Source organism: Pandoraea sp. XJJ-1 (assembly GCF_026802345.1).
Classification (GTDB): Bacteria; Pseudomonadota; Gammaproteobacteria; order Burkholderiales; family Burkholderiaceae; genus Pandoraea; species Pandoraea cepalis.
Genome location: NZ_CP113827.1, coordinates 4,658,921 through 4,683,337, shown reverse-complemented (window position 1 = coordinate 4,683,337; position 24,417 = coordinate 4,658,921). Strand labels below are relative to the sequence as shown.

Here is a 24,417-nt window from a genome sequence, read left to right as displayed (position 1 = left end):
GGCAACAGAGCGGACATCGCGTCGCGATGTTTTCCGATGAGGCGGGGGTGAGGCATATGGATATTTTCAGCCACTACACGACACGTTTCGAAGCACGCAAGGAAGAGGAATACAGCATCCAGGAGTATCTGGAAATCTGTAAGAAGGACGCGACGGCTTACGCATCGGCTTCCGAGCGGATGCTGCGCGCCATCGGTGAGCCTGAGCTCATCGACACGCACCACGACCCGCGCCTTTCGCGGTTGTTCTCGAACAAGATCATCAAGATCTATCCCGCCTTCCGTGACTTCTACGGCATGGAAGACACGATCGAGCAGATCGTGTCGTTCTTCAAACACGCCGCGCAAGGGCTCGAAGAGCGCAAACAGATCCTGTACCTGCTGGGCCCCCCGGGCGGCGGCAAGTCGTCGCTGGCAGAGAAGCTCAAGGCGTTGATGGAAGACGTGCCCATCTATTGCCTGAAGGGATCGCCGGTGCACGAATCACCCCTGGGCCTGTTCTCGCCCGACGAAGACGGCAAGATTCTGGAGGAGGACTTCGGCATACCGCTGCGGTATCTCAATACGATCCCGTCGCCGTGGGCCACCAAGCGCATGAACGAATTCAACGGCGACATCACCAAGTTCCGTGTGGTCAAGGTGCGCCCGTCGGTGCTGCAACAGATCGCCATTGCCAAGACCGAACCGGGCGATGAAAACAACCAGGACATTTCGTCGCTGGTCGGCAAGGTCGACATCCGCAAGCTCGAGGAATTTCCGCAGGACGACCCGGATGCCTACTCGTATTCGGGGGGCTTGTGCCTGGCCAACCGCGGCCTGCTCGAGTTCGTGGAAATGTTCAAGGCGCCGATCAAGGTGCTCCACCCGCTGCTGACCGCCACGCAGGAGGGCAACTACAAGGGCACGGAAGGTTTCGGTGCGATTCCGTTCGACGGTATCGTGCTGGCGCACTCGAACGAGGCCGAGTGGCAAAGCTTCAAGGGCAACCGCAACAATGAGGCTTTCCTCGACCGGATCTACATCGTGAAGGTGCCTTACTGCCTGCGGGTGACCGACGAGGTGAAGATCTACGAGAAGCTCGTCAAGAACAGCTCGCTCTCCAACGCACCACGCGCGCCGAATGTGCTCAAGATGCTCGCCCAGTTCGCGGTGCTCACGCGTCTGAAAGAGCCCGAAAACTCCAACATCTTCTCCAAGGTCCGAGTCTACGACGGTGAGAACCTCAAGGACATCGACCCGAAGGCCAAGTCGTACCAGGAGTATCGCGACTACGCCGGGGTGGACGAGGGGATGACGGGGATGTCCACGCGCTTCGCCTTCAAGGTGCTCTCCAAGGTCTTCAACTTCGACAACACGGAAGTGGCCGCCAACCCGGTGCACATGCTGTATGTGCTTGAGCAGCAAATCGAGCGCGAACAGTACCCGGGAGAAGTCGAGAAGCGGTATCTCGCCTACATCAAGGAGTATCTGACGGCACCGTTCGTGGAGTTCATCGGCAAGGAGATTCAGACGGCGTACCTGGAGTCGTATTCGGAGTACGGTCAGAACATTTTCGATCGCTATGTGAACTTTGCGGATCTCTGGATTCAGGATCAGGAATATCGCGATCCGAACACCGGCGAGATCCTCGATCGCACCGCGCTCAACGACGAACTGGAGAAGGTCGAGAAGCCGGCTGGGATCACGAATCCGAAAGACTTCCGCAACGAGATCGTCAACTTCGTCCTGCGCGCGCGTGCCAACAACGCGGGCAAGAATCCGCTCTGGACGAGTTACGAGAAGCTGCGCGCGGTCATCGAAAAGCGCATGTTCTCGACCACCGAGGACTTGCTGCCGGTGATCTCGTTCAACGCGAAGTCGTCCAAGGAGGATCAGGAAAAACACGCCAACTTCGTCAACCGTATGGTGGAAAAAGGCTATACCCCGAAGCAGGTCCGCCTGCTCGTGGAATGGTATCTGCGCGTGCGCAAATCCTCGTAAGCAATCGGGGCCACTATGTCAGCAATCATCGACAGACGGCAAAACGGCAAGAACAAAAGCGCCATCAACCAACAGCGCTTCATCAAGCGCTATCGCGATCAGATTCGACGCGCGGTAGCGAAGGCGGTGGCTGGGCGCAAGATTACCGATATCGATGGCAGCGGACAGGTCTCGATCCCGGTCAAGGACATTTCGGAGCCGTTGTTCCACCATGGACCCGGCGGGCGGCGGGAGATGATTCATCCCGGCAATCGCGAGTTCGTGGTGGGCGACAATTTCGAGCGTCCGCCGTCGGGCGCGGGGGGCGGCGGCAGCCGCGCCAGCGACTCGGGAGAGGGCGAGGACGATTTCGTCTTCAACCTCTCGCGCGAGGAGTTCCTGAAATTCTTCTTCGAGGACATGGCCCTGCCGGACCTCGCGAAACGCCGGCTCGCGCAGATTCCGGAATTCCGCAAGGTTCGCGCGGGCTATTCCGTCGACGGCACGCCGTCGAACCTCAACGTCATTCGTACGATGCGCAGCTCGCTGGGTCGCCGCATCGCGCTCACGGCGCCGTACCGCAAGCAGTTGCGTGAGCTGGAGGCCGCGTACGCGGACATTGTCTCGCGTGAGGGCGACACGTCGCCGCGCGCGCTGGCGATGTTGCCGGAGATGTCGCGACTTCGCACGCGCATCGAAGCCATTCCGTACATCGAGAAGCTCGACCTGCGTTATTCGAATCGGATCATGCAGCCTCGGCCGCAGGCGCAGGCTGTCATGTTCTGCCTGATGGATGTCTCCGGGTCGATGGACCAGAGCCGCAAGGAGTTGGCCAAGCGCTTCTTCATGCTGCTCTATCTGTTCCTGCGGCATAACTACGAGCGCATCGATCTGGTGCTCATCCGGCACCACACGACGGCGAAGGAAGTCAACGAAGACGACTTCTTCTATGCCCGCGAGTCCGGAGGGACCGTCGTCTCCAGCGCACTCAAGCTGATGACGGAAATCATCGCGGATCGTTATTCGCCGAGCGATTGGAATATCTACGGGGCGCAGGTGTCCGACGGCGATAACTGGGACGGCGATTCGCCCATCTGCCGCGATATTCTGATGCAGTCGATCATGCCTGCCGTGCAGTACTTCGCGTACGTGGAGGTGGCCAGCGCCGAGCCGCAGAACCTGTGGAACGAATACTTGTCGGTCAAGCAGCGGCATCCGAATTTCGCGATGCAGCGCATCATGGAGGCGGCCGAGATCTATCCGGTGCTGCACGACCTGTTCAAGAAGAAGGCGGCCTGAAAACCGCCCGGCGTCGGCCCCGCAACGAGGACGCATCATGGCGTATATATCCACCGGATCGGAATGGACGTTCGAGCTGATTCAGCGCTACGAGCATGAGATCGCGCGCATCGCGGCGAACTTCAGACTCGACACGTATCCCAACCAGATCGAGATCATCACCGCCGAGCAAATGCTCGACGCCTATGCGACCGTGGGGCTGCCCATCGGCTATCACCACTGGTCGTACGGCAAGCACTTCCTGTCGTCCGAGCGCGGCTACAAGCGCGGACAGATGGGGTTGGCGTATGAGATCGTCATCAATTCGAACCCCTGCATCGCGTATCTGATGGAGGAGAACAGCATGACCATGCAGGCGCTAACCATCGCGCACGCCAGCTACGGTCATAACTCGTTCTTCAAGGGCAATTATCTGTTCCGCACCTGGACGAGCGCCGACGCCATCGTCGACTACCTGCTGTTTGCGCGCAACTACATCACCGAGTGCGAGCAGCGCTACGGCGAACAATCGGTCGAACTGCTGCTCGACTCCTGCCATGCGCTCATGAACTATGGCGTCGACCGCTACAAGCGACCAAAACGCCTGTCGCTGGCGCAGGAACAGGCGCGCCAGAAAGAGCGCGAGAACTATCTGCAAATGCAGATCAACGATCTGTGGCGCACGTTGCCTCATCACCCCCTGCACGATGACGACGAGGACGACGGGCTCGATCCCACCGAGTCCGAAGAGGCACCGTTCCCGGGGGAGCCGCAGGAAAACCTGCTGTATTTCTTCGAGAAGAACGCCCCCAAGCTGGCCCCCTGGCAGCGCGAGATCGTGCGCATCGTGCGCAAGCTCGCGCAGTACTTCTATCCGCAGCGTCAGACCAAGGTGATGAACGAGGGCTGGGCAACGTTCTGGCACTACACGATTCTGCAGCAGCTCTACCAGGAGAAGCTCGTCAACGACGCGTTCATGATGGAGTTCCTGCATGCGCACACGAACGTGGTGTACCAGCCGTCCTTCGATAGCCCGTACTACAGCGGTCTGAATCCGTATGCGCTGGGCTTTGCGATGTTTCAGGACATTCGCCGCATGTGCGAAGCGCCGACCGAGGAAGATCGCCAATGGGCGCCGGACATCGCCGGCACCGACTGGTTGACGACGCTGGACTTCGCCATGCGCAACTTCAAGGACGAGAGCTTCATCCAGCAGTTCCTGTCGCCCAAGGTCATTCGCGATCTCAAGCTGTTCTCCGTGCTCGACGACGACCGCGACAGCCGCCTGCGCGTGACGGCCATTCATAACGACGCCGGCTATCGTGAAATTCGCGAGATGCTCGCGCAGCAATACAACCTCAGCCAGTTGGAGCCGAACATCCAGGTCTCGCACGTCGATCTGCATGGCGATCGATCGCTCACGCTGCGCCATGTGCAGAGCGAACGCAAGCCGCTCGACGATAGCTTCGAAGAGGTGCTCAAGCACGTGGCGCGCCTCTGGGGCTTCACGGTGCGGTTGGAGACGGTGTTCGAGGATGGCCGCAACGAGATGACGCATGAGACCAAGGTCGAGAAGCGGCGGCGCTATGCGCTGAGTGCCTGATGAGGATTCCGTTCGTTGCGCTCGATCACGTGGTGCTGCGCACCAACGACGTCGAGCGGCTCCAGCACTTCTATATCGACGTCCTGGGCTGCACGCTGGAGAAGGTGCAGGCCGACATTGGGCTGGTGCAACTTCGTGCGGGCGACGCGTTGATCGATCTGGTCGACGTCGCCGGCGAAATCGGCCGCCGGGGCGGGGCGGCACCCGGCCCCGAGGGGCGCAATCTCGATCACTTCTGTCTGCGGGTCGAACCGTTCGACGCGGTGGCCATCCGTCAGGAACTGGCCTCGCATGGGGTGACGCTCGGTGAGGTCGTGCCGCGCTATGGGGCGCACGGCGAAGGGCCGTCGTGCTACGTCGACGATCCAGACGGCAATACCGTCGAACTCAAGGGGCCGCCGTTCCGTCCGCTTCGTTGAGTCGGGCGTGGCATCAGGCCGCCAACTGCCCCAGCACGCTTTGATCGCGTCCCTTGTGCTTGGCTTGATAGAGCGCCCTGTCGGCACGCTCGAGCATCGCGCTGATGACGAGCGTCTCGCCGGGTTGCCACGTTGCAATGCCCACGCTGATCGTGATGGCCTCGCCTCTGTCGCGCGCCTTCTCGGGAAGTAGCTCGGTGCTCGCGCGCTTGACCGATTCGCGAATACGGTCGGCCACGCGCAGGGCGGCCTGTTGATCTATTTCCGGCAACACCACCGCAAACTCCTCGCCGCCCAGGCGCACCGCGAAATCGCTCGGCAGCCGAATGCAGTGCTGGATCGTGCTGGCGATACGTTGCAGCACGGTGTCGCCGAACGGATGCCCGTAGCGGTCGTTGACCTGTTTGAAGAAGTCGATGTCGATCAGCAGCAACGACAGGGGTATCGCACGTTGCTGAACCCGGTCGGCAACGAGGCGGATGCGATTGTCGAAATAGCGGCGATTGTAGATGTGCGTGAGCGGATCGACGAAGACCTTCTCGACCAGGTCCGTGTTCGTGAGCGCGAGCGACTGATACTGGCGCGTGATTTCCCAGACCAGGGCAAGCGTTGCCACACCGGGCGATGCCAACGCCAGCAGGCGTGCGGCATACCATTGATACGACGCGTCGTTGGGCGCTGTGAGCGAAAGCAGCAACTGGCACAGCGAGATGGTGACGACCACCCACACGAGCAGAAACAGCTTGTGAGACAGGCGCGTGACGGCCGCGACACGCCACCATAGCGCGACATAAGCGACGAAAAGCCCGTATAGGGCGAGCGTCTCGACGCCGATGCCACCGACCGGAGGCGCCACGATGAGCGGGCGGCCGGTGCCGATCAGCGCCAGTGACACCGTCGCCCAGATGACGAGCACGGTGGCGCCATACCACGCGGCTTCCTTATAGCCGGGACGGATGTGCGGATCGCTGCGCGTGCGTGTATAACTGTGCACGCTCAGCATCACGTACGCTGCGAAGCTCGCTTCGGCCATGAACCAAAGCCAGAAGGGCGCGTGCGTGACATGCGTTGCAATGCCGGCGAGCTGGTTCGCGAGCAACACCCCCTCGGTAAACATGAAGAGTCCGCGCAGCAGGAAGGCGCATCCGAATTGCGCGAAATATCGCTTGCCGTTGTAGAGGTACTGCACGCCGAGCAGACACGCGGTCGACAGGTTAAGAATGCCGCCGGCCGAGACGAGGAAGAACGTCAGTAAGGGGTTGACCTCGCCCTGGATGGCGCGCGCGAAAAATCCGGCGAGCGTGAGTGCGGCGCACGCGACCAGGATAGTGGTTGCGGCGACACGATTGCCGGGTTCGGTACGGCTGATGGTAGTTTTCATAGTTCTTATTCGCCAATCAACGACCTCGTGCTTCGCGCACGATCGCCCTTTTGCCGTTCAACCATCGCGCCCGAGACTGGCCGCAAGATCGTTGCCTCACGTGACAGTCCCGTTTCCCCGATTCTTCGCTAAATAGTTGAAAACTAAGATAAACGTCGGAGAATACACGAGTTTCTTCGGGTTGGCATCCGTTTCGAATGGCGCGCGTTGCATTCCCGTTCGACCCTCGCCGAGGCGCGGATTTCGGACCGCCTGCGCAACGTTTTCGGGCGCGCGAAAGCGCGATGCCGTCGTCGCGGAAAATAAATCGGCGCGGCACGCTGATCCGCTGTGCGGAACTTGGCGTCGACGAAATTCGGAGCGCGCGCGGGGGAATTCCCGCAACGCCAGTGATGACGGTGAATTGAAGCGCGTGCAATTGATTTGTAATCCGACGCATTGTGCGCGATAAGAGCGGATGTTGCACAGAAATGCATGGGATTTCACTCGTAAGGTGGGCGGCGGCTTGGCAGCGACGCACTATCTGTACTAGAATAAAAAAAGCCAATCGCCGCGATTGGCCCATAGAAGCAGAAGTCAGAGGGTTGTCGGTGTTCCTCGTTGCGCCGACATTCCGTTCCATCACGCAATGAGTTTGTGCCGTAGAACATTCGCGCGTTTTCAATAAGCGTGCACCGAGAGGCCCAGGCGCTCATGGCGTCGAAAGCTTGTCTCTCATGTCGCATTTCGCGACGCCTGGTTCGTCACCGTCGTCTTCCACAGACCCTCGGAGCGAACACTTCACAATTCGCAAGGCAGCTAACAGTTGTCATGCTTGTTTGACCGCGTTGTCACGCGGGGCGATTGCTATTGCCCTGCGCCAGCGCTGCCAACCCATTCAAAGGGAGCATGAACGTGGCGAAGCAGTACCGCATTTTCTATTTGGCAGGCTTCGGACTGCTCGGCGTTGCCGTCGCAGTCACCGGTCTGCTGTATTGGCTGGGCGTCGATGCGCTCGTCAAATACCGGGGCGACCTGGTCTATTACACCCAGCAGCACCTCAAACTCGTAGCGATCTCGATGACGATGGCAATCGTGGTCGGCGTGCCCGCGGGCATGCTGATCTCGCGCCCGACGTTCGAGAAGCACGCCGAGCGCGCGGTGCAGATCTTCAATATCGGCAACACGCTGCCGTCGCTCGCCGTGCTGGCGTTGTCGATGGCCGTGCTGGGTATCGGCGATCGGCCCGCCATTCTCGCGCTTTGGCTCGCATCGCTGCTTCCCATCGTGAGAAATGCGTACGAGGGCCTGCGGCAGGTGCCGCCCGCATTGCGGGAATCGGCGCGCGGTATGGGCATGACGCCCGCGCAAGTGCTGTTCCGCGTCGATCTGCCCAACGCTATGCCGGTCATTGTCGGCGGCATTCGCACCGCGCTTGCGATCAACGTCGGCACCGCGCCGCTCGCGTTCCTGATCGGCGCGGACAGTCTGGGACAGCTGATCTTCCCCGGCATCTATCTGAACGACCCGACGAAGCTGCTGCTCGGCGCCGGCGGGACCGCAGTGCTTGCGCTCGTGCTCGACGGCATCGTCGCCTTCGCCAGCGGCCTCTGGTTCGCGCGCCACGGCGCCCCTGCCCGCTAAGGCAAAGGAGACCCCTACTTATGCAAGTTTCATTTTCTCGTCCGCGCAAGGGCATGGCGCCGCGCTGGTTAAAACGCCTCGGTGCGGCCTGTCTGGCGCTTGGCGTGATCGTCGCGGGCGCCGCGAGCGGCACCGCGCATGCCGAGACCCTCACGGTCGGCGGCAAGAACTTCACCGAGCAGTTGATCCTCTCGGAAATGACGACCCAGTATCTGCGCAGCCTGGGGTACGACGTCGAACTCAAGAATGGTCTGGGCAGTGTCGTCATGCGTCAGGGCATGGAGAGCGATCAGCTCGACATCGTCTGGGAGTACACCGGTACCTCACTGATCGTCTACAACAAGGTCACCGAGAAGCTCGATCCGCAGCAGACCTATGCGCGCGTGAAGGAACTCGACGACAAGATCGGCCTCGTCTGGCTCAACCCGTCGGCGCTCAACAATACGTATGCGTTTGCCATGCCCGGCAATATCGCGCGCGAAGCGGGCATCGAGACGGTGTCGCAACTCGTGGACCGATTCCGAGCCAATCCGAAGATGCAGTTCGCCTTCGATTTTGAGTTTGTCGGCCGCTCGGACGGGCTTGTACCGATGGAGAAGCTCTACGACTTTCATCTCGCGCGACGCAACATCAAGCAGATGGATCCGGGCCTCGTTTATACGGCGCTCAAGAACGCGCAGATCGACGCCGGCCTCGTCTACACGAGCGACGGACGCAACAAGGGGTTCGATCTGAAGGTGCTGGCCGACGACAAGGGCTTCTTCCCGGCGTATGCGGCCACGCCCGTGGTGCGTCAGGCGGTGCTCGACGCCCATCCCGACCTCGCCGACGAACTCAACGCGCTGTCCGCGAAGATCAACAACGAGAACATGCGCGACATGAATGCGATGGTCGACATCGATCATCGTGCCGTTTCGCGTGTGGCGAGTGACTTCCTCAAGCAGGAAGGACTGGTGCAGTGACGGCGATCGCCCGTTGCTTGCCCTGAAAGTGACTGACCGAGGAGTCCCATGATTGAATTTCTCACCTATAACTGGCACCGTATTCTGATTCTCACCGGTCAGCATGCGTGGCTGGTGGCCGCGTCGGTAGGGGCGGCCATTGTGGTTGGCGTACCTCTGGGTGTGCTGGTCACGCGTTTTCGCTGGCTGTCGGGCGCCGTGCTTGGCCTGGCTACCGTCGTGCTCACCATTCCGTCGATCGCGCTGTTCGGCCTGATGATTCCGGTGCTGTCGGTCTATGGCATGGGGATCGGGCCAGCGCCGGCCGTTGCCGCCGTGTTCCTGTATTCGCTGCTGCCGATCATGCGCAACACGAGCCTCGCGTTGCAGCAGATCGACCCGAGCATTCGCGAAGCGGGCATCGGCATCGGCATGACCTTCTGGCAGCGCCTGCGTCTGGTTGAATTGCCGCTCGCCGTGCCGGTCGTGCTGGGCGGCGTGCGCACGGCCGTCGTCATGAATATCGGCGTGATGGCCATTGGCGCCATCGTCGGGGCCGGCGGTCTCGGGGTGTTGATCACCCAGGGAATCAGTCAGAGCGATACCCGGCAGCTTGTCGCGGGTGCGGTCATGGTGAGCCTGCTCGCCATCGTCGCCGACACCCTGTTGCACCGCCTGCAGCGCGTGCTGACCCCCAAAGGAATCCGAACCGTATGATTACACTCGACAATCTCACCAAGCACTTCGTCCAGAAGGACGGCACGCCCATGACCGCCGTGAATTCGGTCAGCCTTGACGTGCCGCCGGGCGAGATCTGCGTCTTCCTCGGCCCGTCGGGCTGCGGCAAGACGACCACGCTCAAGATGATCAACCGGCTCATCAAGCCGACGTCCGGGCGCGTTCTGCTCAACGGCGAAGACACCGGCAACATCAACGAAATCGAACTGCGTCGCCACATCGGCTATGTGATCCAGCAGATCGGCCTGTTCCCCAATATGACCATCGAGGAGAACATCACCGTCGTGCCGCGTTTGCTCGGCTGGGACAAGACACGTTGCCGTGCCCGCGCAACCGAGCTGATGGCGATGGTGGCGCTCGATCCGAAGCGCTATTTGTCGCGTTACCCGCGCGAGCTGTCGGGCGGTCAGCAGCAGCGTATCGGCGTGATTCGCGCGCTGGCCGCCGATCCGCCCGTGTTGCTGATGGACGAACCGTTCGGTGCGGTCGATCCGATCAACCGCGAATCGATTCAGAACGAGTTCCTGCAGATGCAGCGTCAACTGGGCAAGACCGTCATCATGGTCAGCCACGATATCGACGAAGCGATCAAGCTGGCGGACCGCATCGCGATCTTCCGTCAGGGGCGTCTGGTGCAGTGCGCGCAACCCGATGCGTTGCTGGCGCGTCCGGTCGACGAGTTCGTGGCGAGCTTCGTGGGACATGACCGAATTCTCAAGCGCCTGTTGCTGGTGCGCGCAGAAGACGCGGCCACGCCGCAGCCGACCGTCAAGCCGCAGACAACGCTGGCCGAGGCCTACGGCATGATGGACGAACTCGACACGCGCTCGTTGGTTGTCGTTGACGAGAATGCGCGCGCGTTGGGTTACGTTGCGCGTCGCGACACGCGTCATGCGCTCGGGGCGTGCGGTGAGCGGGTGCGCGAATTCAAGGCGTCGGCGGTGGCGGGCGACAACCTCCGGGTGCTGCTCTCGCGCATGTATGAGCACAACCTGGCGTCGTTGCCGGTGCTGGGCGACGACAACCAGTACCTCGGCGAGGTCACGCAGGATTCCATCGCGGACTATCTGAGTTCAGGCAGGTCGCGTGGCAACGGGGGCGGAACGATCACGGTGCCGCCGCCGTCAGGTGCGCCGCATGTGATCGCGAGTGTTCCGTTCGGTGCGACGGTGTAACCTGGCGCCTGATTCGAGACGATGGCTTGCGCGGTCGTCGACGGGTGAGCGTCACTGACATTCGCCCGGCAAGTCAACGAATGACGGCCCGATGTCTGGCCGTCTTTTTTTGTATTCACCTGCGCGGCGCAACGCTCGGGACAATCAGCAGGCAAGGAGTTGCAGGATGACGTGGGAAGCAATGATGGCATGGTTCGACAACGCGCCATGGGCACGGTTGGCCGGGGCGTTGGCGATACTGCTCATGGTGGCGCTGTTGGTGCAAGCGGTGGCGCGGTGCCTGATCGTTCGCGTGGTGCGCATCGTCGTACAGCGTACGGCGAATCGTTGGGACGACGCCTTGCTCGCGCATCGCGTTTTTCACCGCGCGGCGCGGATCTTGCCGTACCTCGTGATTCAGTTCGGCATCGCGTGGGTGCCGGATCTGCCAGCGAAGGCGCTCATGATCATCGGCAACGTCGCGCTTGCGATGACGCTGCTCTACGCCACGCTGGCCATCGCAGGCATTCTCGACGCCGCACAAACCGTCTACGCGCTCTCGGAGCACGCGCGCACGCGCTCGATCAAGGGATATGTGCAGTTAGGCAAGATCGCGCTGTATGTGGTCGCGGCGATCGCGATCGTGGCGACGATCATCGACCGTTCGCCATGGCTGCTGCTCTCCGGTCTGGGGGCGATGTCGGCGGTGCTGCTGCTGGTGTTCAAGGACACGATCATGTCGTTCGTCGCCAGCGTGCAACTTACGTCGAACGACATGCTGCGCGTGGGCGACTGGATCGAAATGCCGCAAGTGGGTGCCGACGGCGATGTGGTCGACATCGCCCTGCATACCGTGAAGGTGCAGAACTGGGACAAGACGATCACCACGATCCCGACCTGGCGGTTGATTGCCGAGAGCTTTCGCAATTGGCGCGGCATGCAGCAGTCGGGCGGCCGCCGCATCAAGCGCACGCTGTGTGTCGATGCGGGTAGCGTCGGGTTTCTCGACGAAGCGGAGATTGCGCGCCTGTCGCGGCTGCATCTGCTTGGGTCGTATCTGACGGATAAGCAGCGTTCGTTGGCCGATGCGAATGCGGCGCTGGGCGCGCTGGGCATTGCCGCGGCGGTGCCGGCCAACACCCGGCGGCTGACGAACATCGGCACCTTCCGCGCGTATGCGTTGGCGTATCTGAAGGCGCATCCGAACATTCACGAGGGCATGACGTGCATGGTGCGCTCGCTCGAGCCGTCCGCCACGGGCATCCCGGTCGAACTGTATTGCTTCACCAACACCACGGTGTGGGCCGAGTACGAACGCGTGCAGGGCGATGTCTTCGATCATCTGCTCGCGATCCTGCCCGAGTTCGGCTTGCGCATGTACCAGAATCCGGCGGGTGCGGATCTGGTGCGTTGGCAAGGGCAGCGGGCGGCGTAACCGCGCGGTGACGGGGGAATGACATCGGAGTGGGATATGGATGAACGAGACGAACTGGGTTGTGTGGGGAGTGAACAGAGCGAAATGCCGCCGATTGAACTGGGCGACATGGTCAACGACGAGGAGCGGCAGTTGTGGAGTTTCGGCAACGACTTCGATGAGGAGGAGTGGACGCGGTGAAACGAGGCGAAGTGTGGGCCGTTTCACTGGACCCCGCCATTGGGTGTGAGATCAGGAAGACGCGGCCATGTGTCGTGATTCTTCTCGTACGACTCGCACGACGCACGACGCATGACGCACGACGCACGACGCACGACGCACGACGCACGACGCACGACGCGATTGATATTGCACTCGCCAGACAGAAAGGGCTCCCGCAGGAGCCCTTTCTGACGCAGCGCAACGATCCGACGCGAGGCGCTACGGCGCGTTATGCCGCCGATTCGTCAAGCGTCGGATAGTCGAGATAGCCGTGCGCGTCGCCGCCGTAAAGCGTGGCGCGATCCAGGTCGTTGAACGGGCCGCCGCGCTGGAGGCGCTCCACCAGATCCGGATTGGCGATGAACGGTTTGCCGAACGCGATGAGATCAGCGCGGTTCTCCTTGCGCGCCTCGATCGCCAGCGCGAGGTCGTAACCGTTGTTGGCCATGAAGGTGCCAGTGAAGCGTTGACGAAGCTTCTGCAGATCGAAACCGTTCTCGACCTCACGGGGACCGCCCGTCGCGCCTTCGACGATGTGCAGATATACGAGGCCGAAACGGTTGAGCTGTTCAACCGCGTACGTGAATACCGGTTCCGGATGGCTGTCGCCGCAATCGTTCGCCGGGCTGACCGGCGAGAGGCGAATGCCGACGCGATCGGCGCCCCACACATCGACGACGGCCTGCGTGACTTCCAGGGTCAGACGCACGCGATTCTCGATGCTGCCGCCGTATTGATCGGTGCGGTGGTTCGTCTTGTCGCGCATGAACTGATCGAGCAGATAGCCGTTCGCCGCGTGGATTTCCACACCATCGAAACCGGCGCGCTTCGCGCACTCGGCAGCATGACGATACTGCTCGACGATGCCCGGGATCTCGGCGGTCTCCAGCGCGCGCGGCGTCGGGTGCGGCTCGAAACCGTGTTCCGTGAAGGCCTTGCCCGCCGGTTGAATCGCCGAAGGCGCGACCGGCAGCGCACCGTCAGGCTGCAGCGACGTGTGCGAGATACGGCCGACGTGCCAGAGCTGGCAGAAGATCTTTCCGCCCTTGGCGTGGAGCGCGTCCGTCACCCCTTTCCAGCCGGCGATCTGCGCTTCGGTGTAGATGCCCGGCGTGAAGGCATAGCCCTTGCCTTGCTGCGAGATGTTGGTGGCTTCGCTGATGATGAGTCCGGCCGACGCGCGTTGCACATAGTACTCGGCGTTCATCGAGCCCGGCACGTCGCCGGCACCGGCGCGGCTGCGCGTAAGCGGTGCCATCACGATACGGTTGCGCAGTTCGAGCGGACCCAGCCGGTACGGCGAGAAGAGGTCGGTGTCGAGCGCGGTGAGTTGAGGGTGTTGCGAGTCCGTCATTGTTCAGGGTCCTGTGAAAATGGGGGATGCTGTCCTGCACAAAACTTGAATAGGTTACGGCAATTGCTGAAATCTCGCCGACGTCACCAAAGGCGACGCCTGTCGATGCAAAAACGCGTCTCGATGCTCGGCAATACGTGTACCGGTGCGAGGCATCACGGCGGCCCGATGGCAGGATTACGCGCCGGCCGGGACGGGCTGACTCGGTGCGCGCCGGTTAATGCGCAGCACCATGAGCGCGCCGATAATGCACACGCCGCCCGAGAGCATCGATGCCATTGTGTAGTTGCCGAGCGTGGCGCGCAGCGAGCCGGCGACCAGGGCGGCCGTTGCTGCACCGAGCTGGTGCCCCGCGACGATCCAGCCGAACACGATGGGGGCCGCCGTTTTGCCGAACACATCGGTCGTCAGGCGCACGGTCGGCGGCACGGTCGCGATCCAGTCCAGGCCGTAGAACAGCGCAAAGAGCGGCAGGCCGAAGAAATCGAAGCCGAACGCATACGGCAGGTAAATCAGCGACAGCCCGCGCAACCCGTAATACCAGAACAGCAACACGCGACTGTTGTATCGATCGGAGAGCCAGCCCGAAAGCGTGGTGCCCACGAGATCGAGCATGCCCATCGCCGCGAGAATGCCGGCTCCCTTGACTTCGGAGAGCCCGTAATCGCTGCACATCGCGATGAAGTGCGTGCCGATGTAGCCGTTGGTGCTCGCGCCGCAGATGAAGAAGCTGAAGAACAAGAGCCAGAAGTCACGCTTGCCGGCCGCCACGCGCAGTACCGACAACGCGTGGGTCAGCGGATTGCCTTGCGCGAGCGGGATATCCGGCGCGTCTTCAGGGGCGCCGACCGGGCGCAGGCCAACCGACCCCGGACGCTCCGGCAGGAGGAACGCGACGAGCGGCAGCACCAGCGCCGCGACGATCGCCACGATCAGCACCACCGGTCGCCAGCCGTGACGCTCGATGATCGCGGCCATCATCGGCAGAAAGACCATCTGACCGGTGGCCGAACTCGCCGTCAGGATGCCCATCGCCAGACCGCGATGCGTGTGGAACCAGCGGTTCGCCACGGTGGCGGCCAACGTGATGGCCGCCACACCCGTGCCGCCGCCGACCATCACGCCCCAGATCAACACCATCTGCCAGGGGGCGGTCATCAGCGACGAAAGGGCCGTGCCAGAGGCGAGCAGCAGCAACGCCACCATGACGGTCGGGCGAATGCCAAAACGCTGCATTGCAGCGGCGGCGAACGGGCCGGTCAACCCGTATAGCGCCAGATTCACCGAAATGGCCAGCGAGATGGTCGCGCGGCTCCAGCCGAAGTCGTGCTCGAGCGGCACCATCATCACGCTGGGCGTCGCGCGAATGCCCGCCGATGCGAGCAGAACCAGGAATATCACCCCGACCACGATCCAGCCGTAGTGGAAGTGACCGTTGATGCGCCTTGCGATGGCTGCCTTCATGGCGGAAATCCTTGCGGGGGATCGGTCTCGTCAGCCGTCCCGGGAACGTTTGCGGGAACCGCGCTGTCTATGGTCAATCGTTAGCATGTGACAGATCGGTAACATTAGGTTGCCATGGTATGAACCGATCGGTAACATGTCAAGTATTCGTTTGCGACGTCCGGGTGCTGCTCGACATCGCGAATCACCGCTTTAGGGGAGTGCCGGATCATGGCCAAATCGACAACGCCTGTCATGCCCGATGTGCCTGGGACGCCGGATCCGGCGACATCAGGGGGAGAAACGACCGCGGTCGCGAAGGCCACGAAGGACGCCAAGCGCAAAGGCACGGTTGTCCCTGCGCGCCGAGGCCGAACGGCGCCGCGCTCGGGCAAGACCGAGCGGCATGTGACGCCAGCGTCCGTCGCGCATCAGTATCTGCTCAATGCGGCCGTGGAACTGTTCCACACTGAAGGGGTGCGCGCCGTGGGCGTGGACGCCGTCGTCAAACGCGCCGGCGTCAACAAGATGTGCCTCTATCGCCAGTTCGCGTCGAAGGACGAGCTGATTCTGGCGTATCTCGATCACATGCAGACGGCGAGTCTGGCGCGTATCGACGAAAGTATCGCAAAACGGCGCGGCGAGCCGCGCGCACAATTGCTGCAAATCTTCGTGGATCTCTCCGAGCGGGCGAGTCGGCCCGGCTATCGCGGGTGCCCGTTCGTGAACGTGGCCGCTGAATTCCCCGACCCGGCGCATCCCGCGCGCCAGTCGGTGGTGAATTACAAGGCGGAAATGGTGCGGCGTTTCACCGAACTCGTCACGGCCGCGGGTTTGCGGGAGCCGGCGCCGTTGGTCGATGCGCTCTCGCTGATTCTCGAAGGCGCTTATGCAGCGAGTCAAACCTTCGGACCCGGTTCGCCGCCGCTCCGCATTTTGCCGACGGTGGCGCGTCAGATCATCGACGCCGGCATGTCGGGTGCGCTGGCCGCCGACTGAGTGCCTTCAGGCCGCTGCTGCCGTAGCGGCCTGCGCCACGCGCGGGTGTTCCGCCCGCGCTTATCCGTGGATCACCACGAGCAGACCACGTGCGACGGATTTGCCGACATTGCGGATCGCGTGGGCGCGGTCGGCGGGATAGCGGGCGGTCTCGCCCGGCTTGGCGCGTCGCGCGAAGTGTTCGACCTCGATGTCGACCTGGCCGTCGAACACCGTGAAGTGTTCGCGCGTGCCCGGATCGTGCGGCTCGGAGACGAGTGCGGCGCCGGGTTGCAGCGTCAGTTCATACCACTCGTATTTGCCCGCCAGCTCCATCGGTCCAAGGATCTTGAGCTGATACGCGTGCTCCGCGCCCGCCAGTGTCGGAATTTCATGCTTGCCGATCACGCGTACCGGCTCGGGGTCGCCCGCCGGGGCGCCCAGCAGTTGGTCGAGGCGCACACCCAACGCATTGGCCAGCCGCCATGCCACGGCGATGGTCGGATTGGCCTTGTCGCGCTCGATCTGCGACAGCATCGATTTGGAGACGCCGGACGCGCGTGAGAGCGTCTCCAGCGTCATGCCGCGCTCTTTGCGCAGTTGCTGAATCATGTCGCCGACCGGCGGCGGGGCGACCGGTGACATCGCCGATGCTGCGGGAGTACTTGCCATATGCATTCCGGGATATTAGAATTTTTCAATATATTGAAATTAGTTCAATATAAAGTATAGTTTCCGATAAGGTGAATGGCTGCATGGTAGCAGAGCAAGCGCTCGATGCCGGCTGCCCTTCGCGACCGGCCGGTACCCACCGATGCCGCTGGATTCCCGCGACGGCGCTGCGCAATGGCGCCGTCGCCCGCACCAAGGAGAGGCGCACGATGACCGCACATACCCCGGAAGCCCGCGAGGGCTTCTACCGTCAACTGACCGAACGACTCGAAGACACGCGCCGGCAGGGCCTTTTCAAACAGGAACGCGTGCTGATGTCGCGGCAGGGGCCGGAGGTCATGTGCGACGACGGGCAGGCGCGTATCAACCTGTGCGCCAACAACTACCTCGGGCTTTCGGGCAGTGAAACGCTCGTCAAGGCCGCGCAGCAAGCGCTGGAAGACTTTGGTTTCGGTTTGTCGTCGGTGCGCTTCATCTGCGGCACGCAAGGTCCGCACAAGGCGCTTGAGGCTCGCATCGCCGCGTACCTCGGCACGGAAGACGCCATCCTGTACGCCGCAGCGTTCGACGCCAATGGCGGCGTCTTCGAACCGCTGTTCGACGAGCAGGACGCGATCATCTCCGACGCCCTCAATCACGCCTCGATCATCGACGGTGTGCGTCTTTGCAAGGCGCAGCGTCTACGCTATGCCCACAACGACATGGACGACCTGGAGCGCCAGTTGCAGTCGGCGATGGGGGCGCGTCATCGCATCATCGTGACCGACGGTGTGTTCTCGATGGACGGCACGATTGCTCAGCTCGATCGCATCGTGGCGCTGGCCGAGCAATACGGTGCGCTCATCATGATCGACGAGTGTCACGCGACCGGCTTCATGGGGCCGACGGGGCGCGGCACGCACGAGCATCACGGTGTGCTCGGCAAGATCGACATCATCACCGGCACGCTGGGCAAGGCGCTCGGCGGTGCGATGGGGGGCTTCACGGCCGGGCGACGCGAGGTCATCGAAACGCTGCGTCAGCGCTCGCGCCCGTACCTGTTTTCGAACAGCCTGGCGCCCGCCATTGTCGGCACGTCGCTCGCTGTGTTCGACGAACTCGAACACTCATCGGCGCGACGTGAGCAATTGCACGAGAACACCGCGTTCTTCCGCCGCGAAGTGGCGGCGCTGGGCTTCACCATCAAGCCCGGCACGCACCCGATCGTGCCGGTCATGCTCTTCGACGCGACGCTCGCGCAGCGTTTCGCGCAGCGGCTTTATGAGCTGGGCGTGATCGCCACCGGCTTCTTCTATCCGGTGGTGCCGCACGGACAGGCGCGCGTGCGCGTGCAACTCTCGGCGGCCCACACGCGCGATCAACTGAACCGGGCGCTGACGGCGTTCGCCCAGGCCGGCAACGAACTCGGCATTCTCAAGCAAGGTTGAACATGGAACGCATCCTCATCATCGGCGCCAACGGTCAAATCGGCAGCGAACTCGTCGACGCGCTGGCCGCGCAGTATGGCAACGAGAACGTCATCGCCACGGACATCGCACCCGGACCGTCACGTCACGCGGTGCATTACGAGACGCTCGACGTGCTCGACGGCGCACGACTGGCCGCGCTGGTCGAGCGCTTCGGCATTACCCAGATCTTCCATTTGGCGGCGCTGCTCTCCGCAACGGGCGAGACCCGGCCGCTCCAGGCCTGGACGCTCAACATGAACGGCTTGCTCAATGTGCTCGAACTGGCGCGCGAACGCCAGGGACTGCGCGTGTTCTGGCCGTCGTCGATTGCCGCATTCGGTCCGCATACGCCGGCCGTCGAAACACCCCAGCTCGCCATCATGGATCCGACCACGATGTACGGCATCAGCAAGCAGGCGGGCGAGCGGCTGTGCGAGTACTACTTCACGAAGTTCGGCGTAGACGTGCGCAGCCTGCGCTATCCCGGCGTAATCAGCTACAAGACGCCCCCGGGCGGCGGCACGACCGATTACGCCATTGAGATCTTCCAGGCGGCGCGTCGCGGCGAGACGTACACGTGTTTCCTGAAGGAAGACGCGACGCTGCCGATGATCCACATGCCCGATGCGGTGCGTGCCACGCTGGCGTTGATGAATGCCGACGCCTCGCGCCTGCGCGTGCGTTCCTCGTACAACGTGGCGGGGGTGAGCTTCGACCCGGCCACGCTGGCGGCGGCAATTGCACGTCGTGTGCCGGGCTTCACGGTGAAATACGCCCCGGACTTCCGCCAGGCGATTGCCGAGACCTGGCCGCATACGCTTGACGATACCCATGCCCGCTACGATTGGGACTGGCAGCCGGCCTTCGGACTGGACGCGATGGTCGACGACATGCTCGCCAACGTGCCACTCGACTGGCATGCGCCGGTCCTGGGCAACGCGGCTTGATCGGGAGCGGGGAGGTGACGGCGGCGCTGAGGAGGAGGTGATGGCGCCGAAAGGCGAGCCGGTGACTGCGAGGGAGATCAGGACAAGCCGAGCAAGGCGCGTGCGATATCGAGTCGTACGCGCCTTGTTGCGTTGCGCGCGGGGATTGCCGTGAACCTTACTTCGGGTGGTGCACGGCGTAGTATGCCAGTGCGGCGATGACCGCACAGGTCACAGCAAAGGCGCGTCGGCGCCAGCGGTACGCGGGGGTCAAGCTGATGGCCCGCCCGCGGACGGCTTCTTTCGAATGGTAATAGCTCATATTGCGTCTTCTCGGGTCTGATGCACGGTCTTCGCCGCGGAAAGAACCTGCATGACTGCGCGTCGCTGCGCCCCCCGGTGCATGACCAGCAGGTTCCGCATTCATTATGCGACCGCATAAAAACGACCGCGAATCAGTATCTATACCGATACGTGTGGCCTTTTTGACACGGTCGGATCGCTCGATTCTCCTCAGCGACGACCGCTTGGGCCGGGGAAAATTTCCCGCCGTTTGCCCATCTGCCAATCGTCACGGCCATGCAGCCGATTTTCCCGTCTCGATCGCTCGAGCCGCGTGAATCTCAATCTGCTAAGGATCCGAAGAATCCACATTTCTCCGCTTGCATGCCACCTCACGCGCTGAAACAATGCCGAAAAACGGTGGCCACGCCGATGGCCATCTTCGAGTCGTCTTAGAGAACACGCCTGGGAGGGACGTGCAATGACGCCTAGCACCCGCCGCACCATCGCTTGCGGCCATCGCGGAAGCGCCATCAAGCGCGCCGCGTTCGTCTTCGTTGCCGCCAGCGTGTGTGCGGCCAACGTCTCCGCGCAGGAAGCCATGCTGCGCGCCAACAATCAGGTCTGGGTCGACGCGGGTGCCCAGCAATTGCATTACTGGGAAAATATCGCGCCCGGCAAGAGCGACTCCGAACGGGGAACGATCGCCGCGTTCGCGCTGGGGGCATCGACCCAGCGAGAGCTGTTCAGCGTGTCCAACCTCTATTTCGCTGGCTCGGTGCGTGTCTCGCACGGCAACGTCGATTACGGCGGTTATCTGCAAGATCTGGCGGGCCGCGTTGTCCAGCCGAACTATCAGATGAGCACGCGCTCGACCGCGACGGACGTCACGCTCAAGGCCGGCAAGGCGATTCCATTCCAACTCGGCACCTGGCATGCGCAGGTGATTCCTTACCTGAGCTATAGCTACCGGGACTGGATTCGTGACAGCAGTCGCGACCCGAACGGCTTTTACGAGCGCTATCGCCATCATGTGGTCGGCGGCGGCCTGATGGGGCAGCTCGAAGTCACACCGAAGCTTGTGGCGACCGCAGACGTTCGCGCGGGCGCGATGGTGGGCGCCTCGATGACGCTGGCGGGCTCGCAGAACACGTTCAGCCTCGGCAACAAGCCGGTCGTCGTGGCTGGCTTCGGGCTCGACTATGCGATCGCGCGCAACTTCCACGTGAACGCGAGCTACGAGTGGTCTCGCTTCCAATATGGGCGCTCCAGCGTCACGCAGGTCGCGCCGGGCACGAACGCCTACGAACCCGATTCGAAGACGATCAACCAGACCTGGATGGTCGGCGCGGGCTACGCCTTCTAAAAATGACAACGCCGCGCGCTCAGTCGAGTCGCGCGGCGTTGGATTTCCGGCCGGACGCCGGCGGACGATGATCAGGTCGCGCCTTCCACGTCTTCCAGACTGAACGTCTCCGTGTGGTCGTTGTACGAGAAGATCTCGGCGTAACGTCCCCAGTTGATGGCGGTATCGAGCGTTTCCTGCGCGAGATCGTCCGACATCGAATCTTCCAGCTCCTGCTCGAACCGTACGCGCGGGGCGCGTTGCCCGCGGCGTTCCTGCAGCACGGCGCGAATCTTCGCGGCGAGCGGCACGTGACGCAGCAGATGCTCGGCGAACAGCACCTTGCGTTCCTGCGTGCTCACGTCCACGAAACGTTTGCCGGCGACGGTCAGCAGGATGTCGCCCTCCTTGAGTTCCGCGAAGCCCAAATGGTCGAGGATTTCGGCCACGGGGAAGAGGTCGTCGACCTCGAGCAGCAGCGTCTGTGCGATTTCCGGCAAGTCGGCGCGGCCGTTGTAGGGCGGGCCGGCCAGCGCTTCGAGCAGACCGGCCATCAGGTTGGTCGACACTTCGTGCAGCGGGCTCGACAACTCCAGCGTCATCTTCTGCGTGGTGTGCGCGCTGCGACGCGACGTCATCAGCGCATAGATGTCGTCGACCATCTTGCGGAAGGCCGGGTCGAGACGGTTGCGTCGATGTGGGAACGGTACCTTGATCTCGGCGACCACGCGGCCGGGATTCGACGACAGCACCAGAATCCGGTCGCACATGAACACGGCTTCTTCAATATTGTGTGTGACGATCAGGATCGACTTGATCGGCAACTGCCGCTGGCTCCACAGGTCGAGCAAGTCAGTACGCAGCGTCTCGGCGGTGAGCACGTCGAGCGCGGAAAACGGCTCGTCCATGAGCAGCAGCGTGGGATTGACCACGAGCGCCCGCGCAAAGCCCACCCGCTGGCGCATGCCGCCCGAGAGTTCGCGCGGATAGGCGTTCTCGAAGCCGTCCAAACCGATCAGGTCGATGGCGGCGAGGGCACGGCGGCGACGCTCCTTCGGCTCGACGCCAAGCGCTTCCAGTCCGGCTTCCACGTTTTGCAGCACGGTCAGCCACGGAAACAGCGCGAAGGTCTGGAACACCATCGCCACCCCCTCGGGCGGCCCTTCGAGCGGTTCGCCGAGATAGCGGATGTCGCCCGCGCTCGGCTGAATCAGGCCGGCGATGATACGCAGCAGCGTCGACTTGCCCGAGCCCGAGCGGCCGAGCAGGCCGACGATTTCGCCTTCGTGCAGTTGCAGATTCACACCGTCGAGCACTTGCCGCTCGTCGCTGCCCTTGCGGAAGCCGCGGCCGACGTTGGCGAGCGAGAAGATCTCTTTTCCGGCAATCGGTTGGGTATCGTTCGGCATCACGGTCCCTTTAATTCAGGCGAAGCTTGTTTTCAGCAATGGCGTACATCGGACGCCACAGCAAGCGGTTGAACAGTACAACGAACAGTGCCATCACGGCGATGCCCAGCAAAATGCGCGGATAGTCGCCCGCTTCCGTCATTTGCGCGATGTACGCGCCCAGGCCGTGCGCGGCAACCTTGTCGTTGCCCCACTGCACATATTCCGAGACGATCGACGCGTTCCACGCGCCGCCCGACGCCGTGATCGCGCCCGTCACGTAGTAGGGGAAGATGCCCGGCAGCATGATCTGACGCCACCACTGCCAGCCGCGAATGCGGAAGTTGGTGGCGGCTTCCTTGAAGTCGTTGGGAAACGTCGTCGCACCGGCGATGACGTTGAACAGGATGTACCACTGCGTGCCCAGCACGATGAGCGGCGAGAGCCAGATGTCCGGATTGGCGTGGAAATGGACGATCGCCACCACGAAGACCGGGAACAACAGGTTGGCCGGGAAGGCCGCGAGGAACTGGGCAACCGGCTGGATGCGTTCGGCAAGCTTCGGGCGTAGCCCGATCAGCACGCCCAGCGGCACCCACACCACCGAGGCGATGCCAATGAGCACTACCACGCGAACCAACGTGACCAGACCCAGGCCGAACACGCGAAGCACTTCGGCGACGCCGACTTCGGCCGTCACGAAGGCGCAGATCTTCCAGGCGGCGACCCCGCCCAGCACTACCAGCAGCGCGGCCCACACCCAATCGATCACGCGCGAGAGCGGGGTCTTCGATTCGGAATGGATCGCGGCGGGCAGCGAGAGCGGCATGCGTGCACGCGCGAGCGTACGCAGCAGCTTGCCGAACGGGCGGAGCAGAAACTGAATCGCTCGGGTGCGTTGAATCAGGTTGAGCACCCACGACTCGGGCGCGGCCTGCGAGACGGTGTCTTCCAGACGGAATTTGTCGGACCAGGCGACCATTGGCCGGAACAGGAACTGGTCGTAGATCACAATGACGACGACCATCGCCAGAATCACCCAGCCCACGGCATGCAGATCGCGCTGCACGATCGCCGTGGCGAGATACGCGCCGATGCCCGGCAGCGTCACCGTCTTGTCGCCCACGGTGATCGCCTCGGACGCCACCACGAAGAACCAGCCGCCCGACATGCTCATCATCATGTTCCAGATGAGGCCCGGCATCGAGTACGGTACGTCGAGTTTCCAGAAGCGCTGCCACGGCGAGAGCCGCAGATTCACCGCTACTTCCGAGAGATCGCGCGGCTGGGTGCGCATCGACTGGTAGAACGAAAACGTCATGTTCCACGCCTGGCTCGTGAAGATCGCGAAGATCGCGGCGCATTCGGCGCCGAGCACGCGTCCCGGGAACAGGGCGAGGAAGAAGGTGACCGTGAACGAGATGTAACCCAGCACCGGCACCGACTGGAGGATGTCGAGCATCGGCACGAGCAGCTTCTCGGCCCGGCGGCTCTTGGCCGCAAGCGTCCCATAGACGAGCGTGAAGACGAGCGAGGCGACCATCGCTGCGAGCATGCGCAGCGTGGTGCGCAACGCGTACTCGGGCAGGTTGGCCGGATCGAGCGAGATGACCTCGGTCTGCAGGTTGGCCAGCGGGGCCAACGTCTGACGAATGCCCGACGAGCTGACCATCAGGAAACCGATGATGATCGGGAACGCAATGAAATCCCAGCGGTTGGGAAGCAGGCGTCGCGCAGTGGCGGGGATGAACGGACGGGCTACGCGCGTCATCAAGACCTCTTGAGGATGAGGGGTCGGACGGATAACAGGATTTGGCGTCGGCATGCAGCGCGGCAGCGACGTTGCGCGC

Annotated in this window: 21 protein-coding genes; 15 read left to right on the top strand and 6 right to left on the bottom strand. The window is 62.7% G+C overall.

Translation table 11 applies throughout. The features are described from left to right. Nucleotides 1–56: 56 nt before the first annotated feature. Genes OYT13_RS21600 through OYT13_RS21585 form a run of 4 tightly spaced genes read left to right on the top strand, consistent with a single transcriptional unit; the run spans nt 57 to nt 5,258 of the window. Nucleotides 57–1,979 carry a PrkA family serine protein kinase gene (locus OYT13_RS21600; RefSeq protein WP_017232877.1) on the top strand — a complete coding sequence of 641 codons (1,923 nt, stop codon included), beginning with the start codon at nt 57–59 and terminating at the stop codon, nt 1,977–1,979. A gap of 15 nt (nt 1,980–1,994) precedes the next feature. Next, nucleotides 1,995–3,257: a YeaH/YhbH family protein gene (locus OYT13_RS21595; RefSeq protein WP_017232878.1), complete on the top strand. Its 1,263-nt coding sequence runs from the start codon at nt 1,995–1,997 to the stop codon at nt 3,255–3,257. A gap of 37 nt (nt 3,258–3,294) precedes the next feature. Beyond that, nucleotides 3,295–4,839 carry a SpoVR family protein gene (locus tag OYT13_RS21590; RefSeq protein ID WP_017232879.1) on the top strand — a complete coding sequence of 515 codons (1,545 nt, stop codon included), beginning with the start codon at nt 3,295–3,297 and terminating at the stop codon, nt 4,837–4,839. Continuing rightward, complete coding sequence (locus OYT13_RS21585) at nt 4,839–5,258, top strand: VOC family protein (protein WP_017232880.1); 420 nt, start codon at nt 4,839–4,841, stop codon at nt 5,256–5,258. Before OYT13_RS21590 ends, OYT13_RS21585 begins: the two co-directional genes overlap by 1 nt. A gap of 13 nt (nt 5,259–5,271) precedes the next feature. On the opposite strand, the gene OYT13_RS21580 is transcribed toward OYT13_RS21585, so the two are convergent. Beyond that, nucleotides 5,272–6,639 (bottom strand): GGDEF domain-containing protein, encoded by a 1,368-nt coding sequence (locus tag OYT13_RS21580; protein WP_268566916.1) that lies wholly within the window; start codon nt 6,637–6,639, stop codon nt 5,272–5,274. A gap of 888 nt (nt 6,640–7,527) precedes the next feature. Between OYT13_RS21580 and OYT13_RS21575 the strand changes: the two genes are divergently transcribed. From OYT13_RS21575 to OYT13_RS25315, 7 genes are all read left to right on the top strand, one after another. Continuing rightward, the gene (locus OYT13_RS21575) at nt 7,528–8,262 is read left to right on the top strand and encodes an ABC transporter permease (RefSeq protein ID WP_017232882.1); all 735 of its coding nucleotides are present in this window, start codon (nt 7,528–7,530) and stop codon (nt 8,260–8,262) included. A gap of 20 nt (nt 8,263–8,282) precedes the next feature. Next, nucleotides 8,283–9,224, top strand: a complete 942-nt coding sequence (locus tag OYT13_RS21570; protein ID WP_017232883.1) for a glycine betaine ABC transporter substrate-binding protein — start codon at nt 8,283–8,285, stop codon at nt 9,222–9,224. A gap of 48 nt (nt 9,225–9,272) precedes the next feature. After that, nucleotides 9,273–9,920: an ABC transporter permease gene (locus OYT13_RS21565; protein ID WP_017232884.1), complete on the top strand. Its 648-nt coding sequence runs from the start codon at nt 9,273–9,275 to the stop codon at nt 9,918–9,920. Further along, nucleotides 9,917–11,116: an osmoprotectant ABC transporter ATP-binding protein OsmV gene (locus OYT13_RS21560; RefSeq protein ID WP_017232885.1), complete on the top strand. Its 1,200-nt coding sequence runs from the start codon at nt 9,917–9,919 to the stop codon at nt 11,114–11,116. Before OYT13_RS21565 ends, OYT13_RS21560 begins: the two co-directional genes overlap by 4 nt. A gap of 166 nt (nt 11,117–11,282) precedes the next feature. Continuing rightward, nucleotides 11,283–12,530, top strand: coding sequence for a mechanosensitive ion channel family protein (locus OYT13_RS21555; RefSeq protein WP_017232886.1), 1,248 nt, complete (start codon nt 11,283–11,285; stop codon nt 12,528–12,530). A gap of 36 nt (nt 12,531–12,566) precedes the next feature. Continuing rightward, nucleotides 12,567–12,710 (top strand): hypothetical protein, encoded by a 144-nt coding sequence (locus tag OYT13_RS21550; RefSeq protein WP_268566915.1) that lies wholly within the window; start codon nt 12,567–12,569, stop codon nt 12,708–12,710. Beyond that, nucleotides 12,698–12,991: a type II toxin-antitoxin system PemK/MazF family toxin gene (locus tag OYT13_RS25315; protein WP_442796431.1), complete on the top strand. Its 294-nt coding sequence runs from the start codon at nt 12,698–12,700 to the stop codon at nt 12,989–12,991. The genes OYT13_RS21550 and OYT13_RS25315 overlap by 13 nt, the downstream gene beginning before the upstream one ends. Here OYT13_RS25315 and OYT13_RS21545 read toward each other — a convergent pair. After that, nucleotides 12,961–14,085, bottom strand: coding sequence for an alkene reductase (locus OYT13_RS21545; protein WP_017232888.1), 1,125 nt, complete (start codon nt 14,083–14,085; stop codon nt 12,961–12,963). The two genes, OYT13_RS25315 and OYT13_RS21545, sit on opposite strands and share 31 nt — an antisense overlap. Before the next feature lie 177 nt (nt 14,086–14,262). Then, nucleotides 14,263–15,549 (bottom strand): MFS transporter, encoded by a 1,287-nt coding sequence (locus OYT13_RS21540; RefSeq protein WP_017232889.1) that lies wholly within the window; start codon nt 15,547–15,549, stop codon nt 14,263–14,265. 210 nt (nt 15,550–15,759) lie between these two features. Here OYT13_RS21540 and OYT13_RS21535 point away from each other — a divergent pair, with 210 nt between their 5' ends. Beyond that, nucleotides 15,760–16,527, top strand: a complete 768-nt coding sequence (locus tag OYT13_RS21535) for a TetR/AcrR family transcriptional regulator (protein ID WP_261939726.1) — start codon at nt 15,760–15,762, stop codon at nt 16,525–16,527. A 60-nt stretch (nt 16,528–16,587) separates the two neighbouring features. Here the strand turns inward: OYT13_RS21535 and OYT13_RS21530 are convergent, their stop codons facing one another. Further along, the gene (locus OYT13_RS21530; RefSeq protein ID WP_369751557.1) at nt 16,588–17,184 is read right to left on the bottom strand and encodes a helix-turn-helix domain-containing protein; all 597 of its coding nucleotides are present in this window, start codon (nt 17,182–17,184) and stop codon (nt 16,588–16,590) included. Nucleotides 17,185–17,387: 203 nt separating this feature from the next. Here OYT13_RS21530 and kbl point away from each other — a divergent pair, with 203 nt between their 5' ends. The 3 genes from kbl (at nt 17,388) to OYT13_RS21515 (ending at nt 21,200) form a co-directional block, all read left to right on the top strand. Then, nucleotides 17,388–18,605, top strand: coding sequence for a glycine C-acetyltransferase (gene kbl / locus OYT13_RS21525; RefSeq protein WP_017232892.1), 1,218 nt, complete (start codon nt 17,388–17,390; stop codon nt 18,603–18,605). Between the two features lie 2 nt (nt 18,606–18,607). Continuing rightward, nucleotides 18,608–19,573, top strand: a complete 966-nt coding sequence (locus tag OYT13_RS21520) for an NAD-dependent epimerase/dehydratase family protein (RefSeq protein WP_174975414.1) — start codon at nt 18,608–18,610, stop codon at nt 19,571–19,573. 742 nt (nt 19,574–20,315) lie between these two features. Beyond that, nucleotides 20,316–21,200, top strand: coding sequence for an outer membrane protein (locus tag OYT13_RS21515; RefSeq protein WP_268566914.1), 885 nt, complete (start codon nt 20,316–20,318; stop codon nt 21,198–21,200). Nucleotides 21,201–21,271: 71 nt separating this feature from the next. Here OYT13_RS21515 and OYT13_RS21510 read toward each other — a convergent pair whose 3' ends face one another. Together OYT13_RS21510 and OYT13_RS21505 are read right to left on the bottom strand one after the other, a co-directional pair. Further along, nucleotides 21,272–22,588: an ABC transporter ATP-binding protein gene (locus OYT13_RS21510; protein ID WP_017232896.1), complete on the bottom strand. Its 1,317-nt coding sequence runs from the start codon at nt 22,586–22,588 to the stop codon at nt 21,272–21,274. Nucleotides 22,589–22,598: 10 nt separating this feature from the next. Next, nucleotides 22,599–24,338 (bottom strand): ABC transporter permease, encoded by a 1,740-nt coding sequence (locus OYT13_RS21505; RefSeq protein WP_017232897.1) that lies wholly within the window; start codon nt 24,336–24,338, stop codon nt 22,599–22,601. Nucleotides 24,339–24,417 lie beyond the last annotated feature (79 nt).

What these genes read in the sequence shown, in the direction of transcription:
- OYT13_RS21560 (WP_017232885.1), top strand. Translation starts at nt 9,917, where the DNA reads ATGATTACACTCGACAATCTCACCAAGCACTTCGTCCAGAAGGACGGC.
- OYT13_RS21555 (WP_017232886.1), top strand. Translation starts at nt 11,283, where the DNA reads ATGACGTGGGAAGCAATGATGGCATGGTTCGACAACGCGCCATGGGCA.
- OYT13_RS21580 (WP_268566916.1), bottom strand. Translation starts at nt 6,639, where the DNA reads ATGAAAACTACCATCAGCCGTACCGAACCCGGCAATCGTGTCGCCGCA.
- OYT13_RS21545 (WP_017232888.1), bottom strand. Translation starts at nt 14,085, where the DNA reads ATGACGGACTCGCAACACCCTCAACTCACCGCGCTCGACACCGACCTC.
- OYT13_RS21575 (WP_017232882.1), top strand. Translation starts at nt 7,528, where the DNA reads ATGAACGTGGCGAAGCAGTACCGCATTTTCTATTTGGCAGGCTTCGGA.
- OYT13_RS21515 (WP_268566914.1), top strand. Translation starts at nt 20,316, where the DNA reads ATGACGCCTAGCACCCGCCGCACCATCGCTTGCGGCCATCGCGGAAGC.
- OYT13_RS21590 (WP_017232879.1), top strand. Translation starts at nt 3,295, where the DNA reads ATGGCGTATATATCCACCGGATCGGAATGGACGTTCGAGCTGATTCAG.
- OYT13_RS21565 (WP_017232884.1), top strand. Translation starts at nt 9,273, where the DNA reads ATGATTGAATTTCTCACCTATAACTGGCACCGTATTCTGATTCTCACC.
- OYT13_RS21520 (WP_174975414.1), top strand. Translation starts at nt 18,608, where the DNA reads ATGGAACGCATCCTCATCATCGGCGCCAACGGTCAAATCGGCAGCGAA.
- OYT13_RS21530 (WP_369751557.1), bottom strand. Translation starts at nt 17,184, where the DNA reads ATGCATATGGCAAGTACTCCCGCAGCATCGGCGATGTCACCGGTCGCC.
- OYT13_RS21595 (WP_017232878.1), top strand. Translation starts at nt 1,995, where the DNA reads ATGTCAGCAATCATCGACAGACGGCAAAACGGCAAGAACAAAAGCGCC.
- OYT13_RS21550 (WP_268566915.1), top strand. Translation starts at nt 12,567, where the DNA reads ATGGATGAACGAGACGAACTGGGTTGTGTGGGGAGTGAACAGAGCGAA.
- OYT13_RS21540 (WP_017232889.1), bottom strand. Translation starts at nt 15,549, where the DNA reads ATGAAGGCAGCCATCGCAAGGCGCATCAACGGTCACTTCCACTACGGC.
- OYT13_RS21585 (WP_017232880.1), top strand. Translation starts at nt 4,839, where the DNA reads ATGAGGATTCCGTTCGTTGCGCTCGATCACGTGGTGCTGCGCACCAAC.
- OYT13_RS21510 (WP_017232896.1), bottom strand. Translation starts at nt 22,588, where the DNA reads ATGCCGAACGATACCCAACCGATTGCCGGAAAAGAGATCTTCTCGCTC.
- OYT13_RS21570 (WP_017232883.1), top strand. Translation starts at nt 8,283, where the DNA reads ATGCAAGTTTCATTTTCTCGTCCGCGCAAGGGCATGGCGCCGCGCTGG.
- OYT13_RS21505 (WP_017232897.1), bottom strand. Translation starts at nt 24,338, where the DNA reads ATGACGCGCGTAGCCCGTCCGTTCATCCCCGCCACTGCGCGACGCCTG.
- OYT13_RS21600 (WP_017232877.1), top strand. Translation starts at nt 57, where the DNA reads ATGGATATTTTCAGCCACTACACGACACGTTTCGAAGCACGCAAGGAA.
- kbl (WP_017232892.1), top strand. Translation starts at nt 17,388, where the DNA reads ATGACCGCACATACCCCGGAAGCCCGCGAGGGCTTCTACCGTCAACTG.
- OYT13_RS21535 (WP_261939726.1), top strand. Translation starts at nt 15,760, where the DNA reads ATGGCCAAATCGACAACGCCTGTCATGCCCGATGTGCCTGGGACGCCG.